Below are 16025 nucleotides of genomic sequence, written 5' to 3'. Positions count from 1 at the left end.
GGGGAGCACGCCGTCCGATCGCCGGCCGACCGCGTCGTCGCGCGTTTCGCCTCCGGCCACCTCTCCTTCGCGGACGCCGCGCGGACGTTGAGGAGCGGGGAACCGCCGGTCCGGGCGGATGCCGCGCTGGCGGCGCTGCAGCGCGCCATCGACGGCCGCCTGCTGCCTTTTCGGCTCGCGTGCCTGCTGTACGACGCGGTCGCGGCGCCGGCTCCCGCCGCCGACCGAGGCGCGATCGCGGACCGCATCGGCGCGGCCGATCTCGACCGCCTGATCGCGCGGCTGCGGGCGCAGCTCTCCCCGCCCGGAGCCCCCGCCGGGTGGGGAGAGCCCCGCATCGGTCAGGTGTTGCGCGACCGCTTCGTCCTGGATGCCGAGATCGGGCAGGGCGGCATGGGTGCGGTCTACCGCGCCATCGATCGCCGCCGCCAGGAACTCGACACGCTGTCGCCCTTCGTGGCGATCAAGATGCTGGCGCCGCGCTGGGCGGGCGACAGGACGGCGATGCGGGCGCTGGAGGCGGAGGCACGCCATACGCAGGCGCTGCGGCATCCGAACATCGTCGCGGTCCACGACTTCGACCGCGACGGCGCCGACGCCTTCATCGTGATGGAAAACCTCGTCGGCCACGCGCTCGACGTGATGCTGGACCGCTATCCGGGCTTCGCCGGCAGCGCGCTGGCCCGGGCGACCCTGACCCAGCTCCTGGACGGCCTGGCCGCGGCGCATGCCCGCGGCGTCATCCACGCGGACCTAAAACCCTCCAACCTGTTCATCTGCACCGACGGGGACCTGAAGATCCTGGATTTCGGCATCGCGGCGATCCTGTGGGAGGGCGGCGCCGACAGCGCGATCGGGCGGGCCATCACCCCGGCCTATGCGAGCCCCGAGCGCCTGTCCGGCCAGCCCCAGACCCTGCGCGACGATGTCTATGCCCTGGGCTGCCTGATCCACCTGTTCCTGACCGGCCGGCATCCCTTCGCCCGCCTCGACGCGCGCGAGGCGCGGCGGAGGGGGTGCGTGCCCATGCCGATCACGGGCGTGTCCGACGCCATCAACGCCCTCGTGGCGCGCGCCCTGTCGTTCGATCCGGCCGCGCGGCCCATAAACGCGTGCGAGGTTCAGGCCGGCATCCGCTTCCCGTGAGACCCGGCCGACGGCCGCCCCTCCGTGATGAGGTCCGCGATCCGGTGCAGGCCGGCGGCGAAGGCGGTCCAGGCGGGGGACTGGCCCGGGCGCGGGCTGCGGCCCGGCGGCCCGATCCCGTCGCAGCGGGGCAGGATGGCGGCGACCGGCCGGCGGCAGGACGCCGCCATCGCGTCGGCGCAGGCCTGGACGTCGAGCCCCGGCGCGGCCTGATTGCCGACGATCAGCATCCGGGCGGGTTCGAGCCGCTCCAGCAGCGTCAGGTCCAGGCCGGCGTGCCGCTGCGGCTCGGTGGGCAGCAGGACGAGCAGGCAATCGGCCAGGGCGGCGGCCAGAACGGCGTCGTCGCCGAACCCCGCCGGCGCGTCGAGGATCAGCAGGTCGAGGGCCAGGACCTCCACCGCCTGGCGCAGGCCGCGGGCGAGCCGGCCGGGATCGAGTCCGTCGTTCAGCAGGCGGGCGATCTCCCCGGGGGCCGGGCTGGCCGGCAGCAGGTACAGCCCGGCCCCGGCCGGCAGCGGCCCGGGCAGGTCGCCCCCGAGGTCCAGGGCCGCCTCGGCGATCCCGCAGCGGTGCCAGAGGAAGTCGTTGAGGCAGGCCGTGGCGGCCACGCCGAACAGCGCGTGCAGGTCCGGCGCCCGCAGGCAGCAATCCGCGACGCCGACCCGCCGCCCGCCGCGGGCCGCCTGCACCGCGAGGTGGCCGGCGAGCGTGGTCGTGCCGACGCCGCCGCGCGGGCTGTGGACGGTGACGATCACCGGCCCGGAATCCTCAGCGCCGGATCGCCCAGACCGGCGAAGTGGAGGATGGTCTCGTCCGGCACTTCGAGCCGTCCCCGCAGGGATGGGAGGCCGAGGCCGGTCAGGTGCGCGAGGGCTTCGCCGTAGCGGTCGACCGCGCCCCGCAGCTTCCGGTCGTAGTTGATGACGATGCGGTACTTGCTGGCGGCGCCGTAGAACAGCGTCACGGCCCGGTGCTGGAAGAGATCGAGGAAGGCCTTCAGCCCCGGATTGTTGGCGTGCAGGCTGTCCGCCACCAGGGCGGTGTAGCTGTAGGGCAGCACGCCGACCGGACCGAGCAGGCCGAATCCCGAGACCGTGACACGCAGGACCGCGCCGTCGAAGCGGGCCGCCGTCAGGGTGGCGTGGGGATAGCGCAGGCGCGTCTCGGTCACGAAGCGCGCGCTCGGCCGCCCGCCGCCCGGGTGGGCGTCCCCGGGCGCGGCGGGATCCGCGTGGCCGAGGCCGAACCTCGCCTCGATGAGGCGCAGCGCCTGAACGAAATCGAAGGCGTGCGGCCGCTCGGTCAGATGCGCGATCACAGGACCTGCCGGTCGCCGGCGCGGGCCGGCCATGCGCGGAGGATCCCCGGCTGCCCCCGCACGGTCGCGGTCAGCCGGGTGAAGGCATTGATGCTCGCGTACAGGGCCAGGAAGTGGTCGAGCACCAGGGCGAACAGGAACAGGCTGCCGCCGACGAAATGCGCCGGATCGAAGGTGACGCCGACGTCGATGCCCCGGCAGAGGGCGTCGGCCCAGGGCGGATCCGACGGTCGTCTCGGGGCCCGCGCCGTGCCGCGCCGGGCGGACAGGCCGACGAGGCCGTCGATCTGGCGCAGGGTCTCGGCCGAGTTGCGGAAGTCGTAGAGCCGCAGGATGTCCTTGAGCGCCTCCAGGCCCCGCTCACCGGTGAGCGACAGGTGGTTGAGGCTCAGGTGGCAGAGCAGGCTCCAGCGATGACTGTCCGGGGGGCGGGTGTGGAGCGGTGCCGTCGGCGGCACCACGCAGTCGAGGCCCGCGACGGCGCTCGATCCGTCGATCAGGCTCAGCCGCGGGTGGCCGCCCCCGTAGGGCAGCCGGGTCGGCAGGTCGCGGTTGCAGCACAGGGTGTCGAGGGTCACCGTCCATTCCGCATAGGCGGCCGTGGCATCGGTCAGGTCGCTCCCCGTGAAGGAGAGGAACAGGTCGGTCCCGCGCCGGCCCCCCTGGGCCGGACGGCGCGCCCCGTGCCAGAACAGGCCCGGGGCGTTCGCGGCCCGGCGATTGGCGTAGAAGGGCAGGACATCCCGCTGCTGGCCGGCGGCGTTGCTCACCGAGGCGGCGACGACGGAATGCACCTCCAGGACGCTCTCGCGTCGACAATCCGGGACGAGCCTGTGCTCGAAGCGGTTGGCCGCCATCAGGATCGGCTCGGCCCGCTGGGGGAACAGGTTGACGACCGGCGTGCAGCCGAGGGCGAACAGGTTCTTCGTCACCGCCCGTTCGAGGCTGGCGTCGCGCGTCCGGAAATAGAGGACGATGCGCAGCTCGCGCCCGGCCCGGGCCAGGACCTTCTGGAGGATCTCCACGTCGAAGAACAGGAACTTCTCCGGGAAGACGAAGAACTCGGTGAGGATGCGGTAGGCGCCCTGCGAGCGGGCCGGATAGGGCAGCAGCGCCTCGTCCGGGGCGAAGCCCACGGCCGTCACCGCGCCGGGCGGCACGATCACCGGATGCGGATCGGTGGCGCTGTCGGCCAGGGCCACCGAGACGGTGTCGTTCAGGATCATCTGGTGCAGGGTGTAGACCTGGGAGGCCGGCCCGCGCAGGTAGAAGCGCAGCCGCTCCGGCTGCAGCTCCGAGAAGGTCATCCCGTCCGGCAGGCAGCGCAGCGTCAGGCTGAGCGCGGCGCTGGCCCCCTCGGCCTCCGGGTTGGCCGGCGCCGCCAGCGGCTGGCCGAGCATGGCGGCCTCGGTCAGCTCGATCGGCCAGAGGGTCACCGGGTAACAGGTGCGGAACCGGCAGGTCTCGCCCTCGACCGTCTCGGTCTCCAGCATGCTGCCGCTCGGGATCAGGTGCGGCCCGGTCACCTCGGCCGCGGGCCTGAACCGCACCACCGACATCGACGGGATCGGCGCGAGGTAGTGCGGGTAGAGCACCTCCAGCAGCGTGTCGACGAGTTCGGGGAACTCGTCGTCGAGCTTGCGGGCGGTGCGGGCATTGAGGAACGCCACGCCCTGCATCAGCCGGAGGACGTGGGGATCGTCCATCGCGTCGCCGCTGAGCCGCAGATGCCCGGCGATCCGGGGATGGGCGGCCGCGAAGTCCTGCGACATCCGGCGGAGGACTTCGAGCTCGCGGTTGTAATACGGGAGCAGCTCGTCGCTCATCGCGCGTTGACCAGGGCCACGGTGTTGGTGAGCGGATCGATGATGGTGTCGAAGACCATGGGCTCGGGCGACGGTTCGAGCAGGATCGACGCCTCGATCCGGATGCGCAGCGCCCGGTCGGTGGGATCGGCGTTGGGCAGGGCGACGGCGTGCAGGTTGGCGAGGCGCGGCTCCCATTCGTGCACGATCTCGCCGATGATCGTCACCACCGCCGCGCGCCGCTCTTCGGTCGCGAGATTGACGGTGGCGAGATCCATGATGCCGAAGCTCAAGAGCGAATGATCCAGCTCGGTCAGGTGGGCGGGCCACCGGCGCACCCGGGGATTGGCGTTCAGCAGATCCTCGAGATCCCGGCGCAGGCCGTCGCGCAGCACCGTGAGGGCGCTCTGCTCGGGGGCGAGCAGCCGGTCGAGGATCGACAGGCGGATCCCCCGGCCCATCGGGCCCATCACGGGGCCTCGAACGACAGCGTGCCGAGATCGTGGATCGCCACGCTCGCGTCCCCGACCAGGAAGCAGCGCAGGCCGCGACCGCCGACCCATCCGCCCGGCCGCTCGATCCAGTCGGTCCTGCGGCCGATCCGGATCGCGTCGTCCGCCTCCCTGTCCGCCGCCTCGCCCGCCGCCTCGTCCGCCTCCGCCGGGGCGGGGTAGATCGCCGGCACCACGACCTGACCGGCCGGGCCGTCCTTGACAGACAGCTCCAGGGTGCACCAGGCAGCGTCGATCGGACGGCGGGGCGGCTCCACGGCGAGCTCGAACACCTGCTCCAGCGCCACCCAGAAATACTTGCCGGTCGGGGTCATCACCTCGAGCACGCCGCCGATCAGGTCGTCCATGTCGCGCCAATCGTCGAAGGGCTGCCCATCGCGGGTGCCCGCCACCGCGGGCCGCGCCGCCTCGGCCTCGGCGAGGCGCAGGGCCGCCCGCTCGGCCTCGCCCCGGCGCAGGTCGACCAGCGCCTCCAGGCGCAGGCGGAGGTGATCGGGGGCCGGGCCGACCAGCTCGGGGGCGCGGCCGTTCCGCCAGACCTCGCGGCGGGCGAGGCCGGCCCGCACGAACTGGCGCAACGCGCTCACCCGCGGCGCCGTCATCGGGGCCTGGGTCGCGATCGTGTCGAACTGCCGTTCGGCCCGCTCCAGCGCGTCGGCGAGGCACAGGAACTCGGCGAGTTCGCTGCGCAGCCGGATGTCCTGCGGGGCGGCCTTGACCTGCTCGGTCGCGATCGCCAGCGCCGCCTCCAGGCGGCCGGCCGCGAACAGCGTGAGGGCGGTGTCGGTCATGATCGGCTCCCGAAGGTCGGACCCTGGGCCGGCGCGCGGCCCGTGAGCGATAGGTCGGTGACCAGCTTGAAGGTGGTCGAGATCCGGTCGAGCTGGAAATGCGGCCGCAACTGCATGATGCAGGCGTAGGCGCCCGGGCGGCCCGGGATCTCCCGCACCTCGACCCGCGCCTCGCGCAGGGGATAGCGGGCCTTCACCTCGGGCGCGGCATCGTCGTTGCCGATGGAGTAGGCGTGCAGCCAGAGCTGGAGGGCGGCTTCGCAGGCCTCGGGCGTGGCGTAGCTGCCGACCCGATCGCGCACCTGCACTTTGACGTAATGGGCGAAGCGCGACACGCACAGCATGTACCGCAGCATCGCCGAGACCCGGGCGTTGACCACCGCCGGGGTGGGGGCGCCCTGCGGCACCGCCCCGATCGAGACGCCCGAGCGGAAGATCAGGTAGGGCGTGTCCTTGCAGGCATTCAGGTTCATCAGACCGAGCTGCCAGAGGTCGGCCTCGACAGGGGCCGGGATCACGATCTCGCAGCCGAGACGCTGGACCACCTCCGGCGCGTCCGGCTCGGTCGACGGGGCGGGGACGCCGGTGACGAGGCCGTGGTCGATCTCGTCCGGACGGGCGCCGCAGATGTCGGCGAACCACCCGTGCTGATCGAAGGCGCGGATCAGCACCTCGCCGAAGGCATAGACCGCGTTGCCCCAGCACAGGTCGTCCCGGTCGAGGCCGCGGCGATCCTCGCGGTAGCGGAACGGCATCGGCACGTCCGCATAGGGGGCCCGCATCAGGATGCGCGGCAGCACGAGAGCGAGGAAACGGGTATCCTCCTGCTGCCGCAGCCGCTCGTAGCGGTGGTATTCGTCGCCGCGAAACAGCTGCGCGAGGCCGTGCAGGCGGTCGAGGTCGGCGAAATCGTCGAGGCCCAGGAGGTGCGGCGACGCCCCCAGCACCGCGGGCGCGAAGGCCGCCGCGGCGACGCCCGCGAGGCTGGCCAGCACCGAGATGTCGTCGGTCGGGTGGGACGGCAGGGGCCGGTGGCGGATCTCGTAGTCGCACAGCAGCACGCCGTAGGGCTGACCGCCGGGCATGCCGAACTCGGCATTGTAGATCTTCTCGAACAGCGCGCTCCGTTCGACGTCCTCCGCCCGTTCGAAGTCATGGGCGAGGTCCGTCCAGCTGACGTTGAGCGCCTTGATCCTGACGGCGGGCGCGGAGGCGCCGCAGCGGCAGAGGTAATCGAGGCCGCGCCAGGACGCCTCCAGCGCCCGGAAGCGGGGATGATGCAGGATGGCGTTGAGCTGGTCGGTCAGCATCGTGTCGAGCATCGCGATGTCGCGGTCGAGGGCGTCGGCGACCGACCGGCCCCCGAGGCGCGCCAGATCGTCCCCGAACCACGCGCGCAGCGCCGAGATCGGGTCGGCGGCGGCCTGGAAGCGGTCGAGCGTGTCCGCCGGCAGCCGTCCCAGCGCCAGGTCGGCGGCGCGCCGCCGCAGCGGCGCGGGGACGGTGGCCGTCCCTGCGGGGACGGGGGCCGCCCCCGCGGGGCCGGGGGCCGCCTCTGCGCGGACGGCGCCCGGGGCAGCGGACGTGCCGACGGATGTCGGGGATGGGATCGACACGGGGTCCTTCGGACAGCGCGGGGTATCGGGTGGGGGAACGGTGTCCGCGGCGCGGCACGGCGGGGCGCGCTCCGTCGCCGAAGCGCGCGGCCGTCCCGTCCCGGGGCTTGAGCGGGCCGGTCGCGCCCAGCCCGCTCGATCGAGACCGAACGGGCCGGCGAATGTGGATCAGGCCGCCGTGCTCACGAGGCGCTCGGGATCCGGGCGACCATCCGCATCGAGGTCGTCAGCTCCTCGAGCTGGAGCCAGGGCCGCAGCCAGGCGACGGCGTTGTAGGAGCCCGGCCGCCCGGGGATCTCCCGAACCTCGATCTTCGCCTCGGCGAGCGGATACTTCGCCTTCATGTCCTGGCCGGCATCCGGGTTGCCGTTGACGTAGTTGATGATCCACCGGTTGAGCCAGTCCTCGCAATCCTTCGCTTCCATGAAGGAGCCGATCTTGTCGCGGGCCATGATCTTGAGGAAATGGGCGAAGCGGGCCGTGGCCATCATGTACGGCAGGCGGGCCGAGATCGCCGCGTTGGCGGTCGCCTCCGGACGATCGTACTTCTTGGGTTTCTGGGTGGTCTGGGCGCCGAAGAACACGGCGTAATCGGTGCCCTTGTAATGGCACAGCGGCAGGAAACCGAGCTTGGACAGTTCCGCCTCGCGCCGGTCGGTGATGCCGATCTCGGTCGGGCATTGCTGGTCGGTATCGCCGTCGTCGGAGACGAAGACGTGGCTCGGCAGGTTCTCGACCTTGCCGCCGCCCTCCGCGCCCCGGATGGCGGTGCACCAGCCGTGCTGGGCGAAGGCGTCGGTCAGACGCGCGCCCAGCACGTAGGCGGAGTTCATCCAGCAACATTCGTCGTGGACCATCCCGTGGGCGACGCCGTCCTGGATGTTGCCTTCCTCGTAGTCGAACTCCTCGATCGGCTTGGTCGCGGACCCGTAGGGGAGGCGGGCCAGGGTCCGGGGCAGCGTCAGGGTGACGAAGCGGCTGTCCTCGGATTCACGGAAGCTGCGCCACTTGGCGTACTCGACCGTATCGAAGATCTTCTCGAGGTCGCGCGGCTTCGAGAGTTCGGTATAGCCGTCGAAGCCGAACAGCTTCGGGCTGGCGGCGGCGATGAACGGCGCGAAGGACGCCGCCGCCACGTTCGACATGAGGCTCAAGAGCTCCACGTCTTCGGGGTGGTTCGTGAACTCGTAGTCGCCGATCAGGCACCCATAGGGTTCGCCGCCGGCGCTGCCGAATTCCGACTCATAGATCTTCTTGAAGATGGTGCTCTGATCGAATTCGGAGGCCTTCGTCAGGCTCTTGTAGAGTTCGCGCTTGGTGCAGTTCAGGGCCCGGATCCGCAGGCTGGTGCCCGTCTCCGAGTTCATCACGAGATGGTTCAGCCCGCGCCAGGTCCCCTCCAGCTTCTGGAAGTCCGGGTGATGGAGGATGGCGTTGAGCTGGGTCGAGAGCTTCTGGTCGATGCTCGTGATCGCGGCGGTGATGGTCTGCGTCAGGTTCTTCGAATAGGTGACGGTGCCCGACATGGCCTCGCGGGTCAGGGTCCGCAGCAGCTCGGTGGTCCGGTCGGGATCGGTCTGCTTGGTGGCGGCGATGGCCTGGTCGAGGAACGACAGGTCGGCGGTGCCGGCTTGCGCCTCGGCGGTCTCGGGCGCGGCTTCCGTGCTCATCAGTGGGCGTCCTCTTCCGTGCCGACGCCGAGCTGTTCGCCCAGCGACTTCAGATCGGTCTCGTTCGACAGGATCTGTTCGAGCAGGGTCTCCAGATCCTCCGACCGGTCGGCTTTCGACAGGAGGTCGCGGAGCTGGTTGCGCGCCTCGAGCATCTTGCGCAGCGGCTCGACGCGCGCCACGACGGCGGCCGGATCGAAGTCGGACATCGACTTGAAGGCGAGTTCGACCGACATCTGGCTGCCGTCATTGGTCAGCGTGTTCTCGACCTTCATCTTCAGGCCAGGGGTCATGCGCGCCAGGACCTGATCGAAATTGTCCCGGTCGATCTGAATGAACTTGCGGTCGTTGAGCGGTTTGAGCGGCTCGCTCGGATCGGCCGAGAAGTCGCCGAGCACGCCGACGACGAACGGAAGCTCCTTCTGGACGACGGCCCCCTCGGTCTCGACGTCGTAGGTGATGTGTACCCGCGGTTTGCGGACCCGGTTCAGCTTTTCGTGGATACTTGCCATGGATCAACACCTCGAAGATTGATATTTTGCGATTCGCATCGGCGCGCGCCGAGCCTGCGTCGGTGACGTCACTCCACCTCTTCTTTGGGCTTCACCCCCGACGCGATGAAGAAGAACCGGCGTGCGTCGGGATCCATGATCAACTCGTCGAGCAGTTGCGGCAGCGGCAGCCGGCCGCGGCGGACCACGTCCTCGAGCGAGTATGAAATCGGCGAATGCGGCTCGGTCGCGCGGAAGAAGGCCGCGATCTGCAGCAGCTGGCGGAACGCGTCCTCGCGCCCGGCCGGTTTGCCGGGCGCCGGGACCCTGCCGTCCGGGGCGCCGGCTTCGTCCGCGGAGGCCGCGGCCCCGCCGCCCGGCATCTCCGCGGTGGCGACCGCGCCCGGATCGGGGGGCGCCTGGAGCAGCTTGTCGGCCGCGGCGACGCGCACGGCGTCCTCCAGGTCCTGCAGGATCCCGCGCAGGCCGCCGGCGGGGGGCGCCTCGCGTCCGACCCGGGCCGCGAAGGCGTCCGAGAGGGCGTCGAGGGATCGGCGTGCCTCGGCGACGTCGTCGAGGAGGTTGGCGTAGAAGGCGGCCGGGGTCTCCCGAAGCGCCTCCAGGAACTCCTCCATGCTCAGGGCGCCGCCCGCGAGGCGGCTCGCCCGCTTGCCCTCGTCGGCGAGGGCCTCGATCTCCCGCGCCTGCTCGTACTGCCACAGGGCGTAGCCGGCGCCCCCCGTCAGGGGCAGCTTGCGCAGCGCCTGGGTGAGCGTTCCGTCGCCGCCGCTGCCGTTGAGGGCGATGAACGGCGAGAGACGCGGCTCCTGGCCTTCCTCGTCGGGCCGCGGATGCACCTCGTCCCAGAACTGCTCGACCAGCCCCTGGGCCACCGTCAGGCCGGTGAACAGGCCGGGCAGGCCGTCGAGCCGCAGCAGGGCCTCGATGAGCCAGGCGGCGATCTCCAGATCCTTGCCGTCCTCGGACAGCACGAGGCAGGCGTTCTGCGCCACCTCCGACCAGTCCTCCGTCGGCGGAGCCGCGTCGGCGTCGATGTCGAGGGCCCGCTCCTTCCGGCGCGCGCTGGCCCGGGCGTCCTTGATCAGCAGGAAGCGCGAGGCCGGCGACAGGTCGGCCCGCGGATCCTGTCCGGCCGGGCTCGCGCCGTCGAACGGGGCGAGCAGGGTCTGCGGGTCGAGGGTCGGTGGACTGATCATCGCGGCTCCGGTCGGCAGCGTCCCGAGGCCCGGAGGCCGCAAGGCCGGCGCATCCGGGCTTCCCCCGGGAACAGGTCGGGCGCCGTGCCGCGCTCCGTCGCGCCCGGTCCCGTGTCGCGGCGGGGCGTCATGACGACGAGGACCCAGAGACCAGCGACGGCAGGCACCGGAAGCCGCTCATCAGGTTCGTGCCGAAGGGATTGTCGACCGTGGCGGGCTGCAGCGAGAAACCGGCGGTCCGGCTGCCGAGCTGGACGGTGAAACTGAAGCTGTTGCCCCCGGTCACCCGGAGGGATCGGTCCGCGAGGAAGCGGAACAGCGCCCAGGGCCCTTTGACGGTGATGAAGGACGGCTCGCCCGGATCGTTCGCCCCGAAGCCCACCCGCACGCCGCTGTGCGTGCCGGGCCACTGCATGGCGACGCTCTGCTGCGGCCCGTACTGGTACGTGAGCGACTGTCCGTCGATGTCGAGGGTCACGCGCATCGCGCCGGGATCGAGATCGGTCGGCGTCACCGCAAACGGGACGAGCGGGGCCGCCGCCCCGCCGGGGAAGAACACGGTGCGGATCCGGCTCGCCTGCTCGAACAGGCGCAGGGCCTCCGGGGTGACGTCGAGCCGGGCGCCGGCGATGGCCGGGAGCTTCCACGGGCTCGCGCTGGTGTCGACGAAGGGCTTGAGCTGGCGGGTGAAGAACTGATCCAGCAGGCCGCCGGGGGCGAACATCCGCCTGAAATCCGCCAGCGCCACGTCGGCCGCGGCGGTGTCGAACGGATAGCGCCCGCCGATGGCGGATTGGCAGAACGGCAGCACCTGCGCCTTCCAGGCGGCGTCGAGATCGGACCGGACACTGGTGTTGGCGATCGCCGAGGTCCGGCGCACCAGGGTGCGGATCGAATCGGACACCGGCGGCGGTGCGCTCATCACGCTGAGCTGGAGCTGGCTCAGGGTTTGGGCGAAGGCCGGATTGGACGTCATCTCGGTGGCCAGGGCCGGAACCGCGCGACCCGCGCTGGCCACCGGGCCGAGCAGGGCCCGGAGCTGGTTGATCTGGGCCAGCAGCCCGTCGAGGGCGCTCGGCGCGCCCGCGACGAAGCGGTGCAGCACGGCGAAATGATCGGTGACGGCCCGAGCCGGGGCCACCGAAGCGGCGGGCGCCGCGCTCAGATCCTGCTTGACGCCGTCGGGCGTCGGCTCGCCGCCCGGCGGCTTCTGGCCGGCCAGGGCGGTGTTCTGCGCCACCGCCTGCAGGAGGGCGGCGTAGGGCGAGGGCGGTCCCGAGAGGGCCTGGAGCACCCCGAAGGCATCGGTGAAGTTCGCGAAGGGCGCGATGTCGATGGCGTTGAGCAACTGCTCCCAGCGCGAGACGTACTCGCCGATGTAGAGATCGACGATCTCTCGATACAGATTGTCGATCAGGATAGGATTGCGGCCGCGTTCGGACTTCGGATAGCGGACCCAATCCGCGTTGATGACGCGCTTGGCGACCTCGCCGATCTTCGGCAGCACCGCCGTCGCGAAGGCGGCACGGGTGTAGAGACCCGGGATCGTTTCGCTCAACGGTTGGCCGGACGAGCGCCGGACGAGACCGTAGGAGGCGAGCGGCCCGGTGACGTTCGTCAGCTGCCAGGGCGGCAGGCTCGTGATCTCGTCCGCCGCCTTGAGCAGGGCCAGGCCATACAGGGCCGGGGACAGGGCGTTGAGGGCGGTGCGGGCCTGGGCCACCAGGGCGGCGTTCAGCGCGATCGGCTCGAACCCGACCTCGAGGAGGTTCTGCACCTGGCCCTGGAAGTCGCTGCAGAGCTGGTTGTGCAACGGTTCGGGATAGAGCGCGCGGCACCGCTGGTTCATCCAGCCCAGGACGACGTCGTCCTCGACCGCGTGCTCGCCGCCGAGCATCAGATAGACCATCAGGGCGCCGTAGAGGTCGTTCGGCCTGTTCAGGCTGGCCTGGATCCGCGTCTCGAGCTTCAGGGCGAGGCGGGGCAGGAAGATCTGCTGCAGGGCCTGCACATACTCGCCGCGGGTCGCCGCGGCGATCACGCCGTGCTGGGACAGGCCCCCCTGCTCTTCGAGCGGCACCGCGTCGGACCGGGAATTCCAGCCCTCCGGCAGGGCCTGGAGCCGCTTCAGGGCCGCCAGCAACGAAGCGAGGTCGACCGCCGTGTTCGCGCGGCCTTCGGTGTCGGCGATCAGGGCAAGGCTCGAGCGGACCTTGGGCACCTGGGCGCGGACCGTGTCGATCAGCCGTGCGTTGCCGAGGAAGCTCACCGACCACCACGCCACCAGGGCGACGGCCGCCGCGGTGGTGGTCCCGAGGAGGGCGGCGCGCAGGGTCAGGGCGGTCCGGCTCGCCCTGGCGTTGAGGCCGGCGAGGCCGGATTCGGGCAGGATCACCTTGTCGATCAGGTCGCGGATGAACAGGCCGGGTTCCGCCGCCGGCCCCGCCGCCGGCCCCTCGGCCGGCCCCCCCGGCAGCGCGAGGTGGCCGGCATCGGGCCGCGCGCTGGTGAAATAGACGCCGCGCAGGAGCAGCGGCTCCTCGAACTGGCTCGGCCTGAACACCTCGGCGATGACATCGCCCAGCCGGGACTTCAGGGCGGCAAATTCCGGCAGGAACATGAAGGCGTCGAACCGCGACGCCGCCTCGCCCTCCGCGTTCATCAGCTCCAGGGTCCGCGGCGTGTGCCACTGCACCAGTTCGTCGAAGCCGCGGCCGAACACGGTGGCCACGTCGTCGGGATCGGCGCCCCCGTGCGACCCGTCGAGGAGCGGCAGGGTGAAGCCGAGGACGCCGTCGCGGGGGAAGGCCGATGCCCCGCCGAAGAAGGCGCGAAAGCCCGGCAGCGCGTCGAGCTTGGTGAAGACGAGATAGACCGGCAGCCGCACGCCGAGGCGGCTCACCATCTCGCCGAGCTGGTGACGGAGATCGTCGCCCAGGGCCAGGGTCTGGGCGGGAACGGCCGCGCGGAACTCCGGCAGGCTCAGGGTCAGGATCACGCCGTTGGCCGGCTGCTGGCGGCGGAACCGCTTCAGCAGGCCGAGGAAGTAGCTCCAGCCGCGCCGGTCGAGCTGGCTGCCGAGGGCGCTCGCGCTGTCCACGAACACCGCCCGGTCCGTCAGCGACAGGGTGTAGGCGGGGCCTGCCGCGACGGTATTGCTCTGTCGGTCGCCGCCGCCGAACCGCAGGCCCGAAGCCTGGACCAGGGCGGTCTTGCCGGCGCCCGCAGGGCCGGTGACGAGGTACCAGGGCAGGGCGTAGGCATGGGAGCGGCCGCGCCAGCCGGTCCCGGGCAGCTGGCGCAGCATCCGCATCATCCGCTGCATCGAGCGGTCGAGGGCTCGGCTCTGCCGGCCGTAATCGTCGGCCGCCGGGGTCTCGGCGGAGGCCCGGGCCGGACCCCGGCGCAGCGCCAGGGCCGCGATGACCCCGAGCAGGAGGATGACCAGCGTCACGAACAGCCGCAGGGCCGGGTCGGCCAGCATCGGCTGATTGCCGATCCTGAGGTCGGGACCGAGGAACCACGTCGCCGCCGCCAGGCCGAAGCAGGCGATCGCCAGCAGCAGCCACGGCCAATAGGCGAGGATCTGCTTCGTACGCGTCATGGCTCGCCCCGCGGCGCGGGCGCCGAGGCGCTGGGCCGGGGCGCCCGCGCCGGGCTCGGCGGGGGCGTGAACCGGACTTCGACCCGCCGGTTGGCCCTGCGCCCCTGCGGCGTCGTGTTGGGTGCGATCGGGTCCGCCGCGCCGAGGCCCGTGAAGGCGACGCGGCTCGGATCCGTGAGATTCGCCATGAGCTGGTCGGCCACGACCTCGGCCCGGGCCCGCGACAGGCTGACGTTGTCCGGATACGCGGCGGTGCGGATCGGGACGCTGTCCGTGTAGCCGACGACCTGGATGAGTCCAGGCCTGGATTCGAGCGCCCCGGCGATCGCCTGGAGCGTCTCGGGATAGGGGTCGCGCAGGACGATCGAGCCCGAGGCGAACAGGTCGCGCGTCGTGGTGACGACCGTGGCGTCGCCGCGCTCGGACACGGTCAGCAGGCCGGCCTGCTCCTGCGGCGCCAGAAGGCTCGCGATGCTCGGCGGCGGCGGAGGCGGGGTGACGATGGCCGGTGCGACCGGCGGGGCCGGGGGCGGCGGGGCCGGGACGGGATCGGGCGGGGTGAGCACCAGCGTGCTGATCTCGTCGGCCGCCCGCGTGGCGTTCCGGTGCAGCAGGGTGCTCAGGACGATGAAGATGCAGGCCGCCGCCAGGACGATGCCCAGGCCGGCGAGCCAGTACGGCATCAGGCCGCGGAACCGGTCGCGCGCCACGACCAGGCCCCGCCAGGCCGGCGACAGGTCGGCCGGCGGCGCGCCACGCAGCTCGCGCAGGAACAGGTACAATTCCTCGCGGATCCGCCCGCGCTCCGCCGCGCCCTGCGGCTCCAACCGGTAGCGCCCCTCGAACCCGAACTGCAGGCAGTGGTAATAGACCTCGATCTCGCGCGCGAACGAGCGCGACGTCGCCATCATCTGGCTCAGCAGCACGTAGAACCGCTCGCCGCCCCAGGTTTCGCGGAAGAACATCGAGATCATGCTCTTGTGGGCCCAGGGGCTGTCGCCACCCCAGGCGGTCTTGAGCACGATGTCGTCGACCGTGGCGGCGAGCCCGTAGAGCAGGATCCTGATATGGACCGGCGTGAGGCCGCGATGGGCGGCCTGAACCTCGAAATTCTTGAGCGCCGCGACCAGATATTGGTGCAGCGAATCGACGTCGATCTCTGTGGCGTACTGAATCCTGAACAGCCAATCGAAGATCGGCGCCGCGAGGGCGAGTCCGACATTGTCGCCGTAGACGTCGACGACCGTCGGGAGGCCGGCGCTGTGCTCGGACAGGGGCAGCGTGGTCCGGACCATGTCGGTTCCGGTCCGCAGCGGCGGTTCGACCGCGGACGACCGCGGCGGCCGCAGGGCGCTCGGGGCTGCATCCGGCAGCGGCGCGACGCGGGCTGGCGGCTCGCTCGCGATCGGCCTCATCCGGGACGACGGGATGGTCTGGCCGCCGGGCGAAAAAATCGTGGGGTCGTTGTGAGCCGTCGCAGTGCTCGAGGCCATCGTATATTCCCCAATCGATCGACTTATTTGATAATAAATCTCCCGAATAAGACATCCGGAGTCTGTGATTTATATCGACTCGTAAGTTGAGTTATGATGTCCAGCGCGGCTCGTGGACCATAGGGAAAGACTTTAAAAAAGCAATGCGATTTTCTGAGAGCGAGAGTAATTTTCTGTGAACTCTTTAGTCTGCAAAGATTCAAGGTCCATCTTCGTCGTTCCGTCGACTCGATCTCTGAGATCTTATGCTTCATATCGTCGAAGACGGCATATTGAAACTCTAAGCCGCGCCAGAACTATTACTGCGCGGGAATACGTGCGCTTTCGCGGGAGGGACTCGAAGTGCGGCTGCGAGGCGC

12 protein-coding genes are annotated in these 16025 nt (G+C 71.0%); 1 reads left to right on the top strand and 11 read right to left on the bottom strand.

The features are described from left to right. The first annotated feature begins 87 nt into the window (after nucleotides 1–87). On the top strand, nucleotides 88–1146 hold the full coding sequence (locus tag AC3IF3_RS09900; RefSeq protein WP_489228563.1) for a serine/threonine-protein kinase: 1059 nt from the start codon (nucleotides 88–90) through the stop codon (nucleotides 1144–1146). Here AC3IF3_RS09900 and AC3IF3_RS09895 read toward each other — a convergent pair. The 11 genes from AC3IF3_RS09895 to icmH form a co-directional block, all read right to left on the bottom strand. Then, complete coding sequence (locus AC3IF3_RS09895) at nucleotides 1122–1904, bottom strand: tyrosine-protein kinase family protein (protein WP_489228561.1); 783 nt, start codon at nucleotides 1902–1904, stop codon at nucleotides 1122–1124. The two genes, AC3IF3_RS09900 and AC3IF3_RS09895, sit on opposite strands and share 25 nt — an antisense overlap. Beyond that, the gene (locus tag AC3IF3_RS09890; RefSeq protein ID WP_489228560.1) at nucleotides 1901–2467 is read right to left on the bottom strand and encodes a type VI secretion system baseplate subunit TssG; all 567 of its coding nucleotides are present in this window, start codon (nucleotides 2465–2467) and stop codon (nucleotides 1901–1903) included. Before AC3IF3_RS09890 ends, AC3IF3_RS09895 begins: the two co-directional genes overlap by 4 nt. Next, a complete protein-coding gene (gene tssF / locus AC3IF3_RS09885; RefSeq protein WP_489228559.1) occupies nucleotides 2464–4293 on the bottom strand; it encodes a type VI secretion system baseplate subunit TssF in 1830 nt (609 codons plus the stop codon). The genes AC3IF3_RS09890 and tssF overlap by 4 nt, the downstream gene beginning before the upstream one ends. Next, complete coding sequence (gene tssE, locus AC3IF3_RS09880) at nucleotides 4290–4742, bottom strand: type VI secretion system baseplate subunit TssE (protein WP_489228557.1); 453 nt, start codon at nucleotides 4740–4742, stop codon at nucleotides 4290–4292. The genes tssF and tssE overlap by 4 nt, the downstream gene beginning before the upstream one ends. Next, a complete protein-coding gene (locus AC3IF3_RS09875; protein ID WP_489228555.1) occupies nucleotides 4742–5575 on the bottom strand; it encodes a type VI secretion system accessory protein TagJ in 834 nt (277 codons plus the stop codon). Before AC3IF3_RS09875 ends, tssE begins: the two co-directional genes overlap by 1 nt. Beyond that, nucleotides 5572–7191 carry a type VI secretion system contractile sheath large subunit gene (tssC, locus tag AC3IF3_RS09870; RefSeq protein ID WP_489228554.1) on the bottom strand — a complete coding sequence of 540 codons (1620 nt, stop codon included), beginning with the start codon at nucleotides 7189–7191 and terminating at the stop codon, nucleotides 5572–5574. Before tssC (AC3IF3_RS09870) ends, AC3IF3_RS09875 begins: the two co-directional genes overlap by 4 nt. Nucleotides 7192–7373: 182 nt before the next feature. Continuing rightward, nucleotides 7374–8861, bottom strand: coding sequence for a type VI secretion system contractile sheath large subunit (tssC, locus tag AC3IF3_RS09865; RefSeq protein WP_489228552.1), 1488 nt, complete (start codon nucleotides 8859–8861; stop codon nucleotides 7374–7376). Continuing rightward, nucleotides 8861–9373, bottom strand: a complete 513-nt coding sequence (gene tssB, locus AC3IF3_RS09860; RefSeq protein WP_489228550.1) for a type VI secretion system contractile sheath small subunit — start codon at nucleotides 9371–9373, stop codon at nucleotides 8861–8863. The genes tssC (AC3IF3_RS09865) and tssB overlap by 1 nt, the downstream gene beginning before the upstream one ends. Nucleotides 9374–9441: 68 nt before the next feature. After that, nucleotides 9442–10569 (bottom strand): type VI secretion system protein TssA, encoded by a 1128-nt coding sequence (gene tssA / locus AC3IF3_RS09855; protein WP_489215547.1) that lies wholly within the window; start codon nucleotides 10567–10569, stop codon nucleotides 9442–9444. A 127-nt stretch (nucleotides 10570–10696) separates the two neighbouring features. After that, nucleotides 10697–14173, bottom strand: a complete 3477-nt coding sequence (tssM, locus tag AC3IF3_RS09850; protein ID WP_489228548.1) for a type VI secretion system membrane subunit TssM — start codon at nucleotides 14171–14173, stop codon at nucleotides 10697–10699. Beyond that, nucleotides 14170–15666 (bottom strand): type IVB secretion system protein IcmH/DotU, encoded by a 1497-nt coding sequence (icmH, locus tag AC3IF3_RS09845; RefSeq protein WP_489228546.1) that lies wholly within the window; start codon nucleotides 15664–15666, stop codon nucleotides 14170–14172. The genes tssM and icmH overlap by 4 nt, the downstream gene beginning before the upstream one ends. Between the last annotated feature and the right edge of the window lie 359 nt (nucleotides 15667–16025).

This window comes from Methylobacterium sp. J-118, from assembly GCF_057836565.1.
Note: the sequence above shows the minus strand (reverse complement) of the source record. Positions and strands in the feature narration are given on the sequence as shown.

Excerpts from the sequence above, each read along its gene's own strand:
- tssA (WP_489215547.1), bottom strand. The coding sequence starts at position 10,569 with ATGATCAGTCCACCGACCCTCGACCCGCAGACCCTGCTCGCCCCGTTC.
- icmH (WP_489228546.1), bottom strand. The coding sequence starts at position 15,666 with ATGGCCTCGAGCACTGCGACGGCTCACAACGACCCCACGATTTTTTCG.
- tssC (WP_489228552.1), bottom strand. The coding sequence starts at position 8,861 with ATGAGCACGGAAGCCGCGCCCGAGACCGCCGAGGCGCAAGCCGGCACC.
- tssB (WP_489228550.1), bottom strand. The coding sequence starts at position 9,373 with ATGGCAAGTATCCACGAAAAGCTGAACCGGGTCCGCAAACCGCGGGTA.
- tssM (WP_489228548.1), bottom strand. The coding sequence starts at position 14,173 with ATGACGCGTACGAAGCAGATCCTCGCCTATTGGCCGTGGCTGCTGCTG.
- AC3IF3_RS09875 (WP_489228555.1), bottom strand. The coding sequence starts at position 5,575 with ATGACCGACACCGCCCTCACGCTGTTCGCGGCCGGCCGCCTGGAGGCG.
- tssF (WP_489228559.1), bottom strand. The coding sequence starts at position 4,293 with ATGAGCGACGAGCTGCTCCCGTATTACAACCGCGAGCTCGAAGTCCTC.
- tssE (WP_489228557.1), bottom strand. The coding sequence starts at position 4,742 with ATGGGCCCGATGGGCCGGGGGATCCGCCTGTCGATCCTCGACCGGCTG.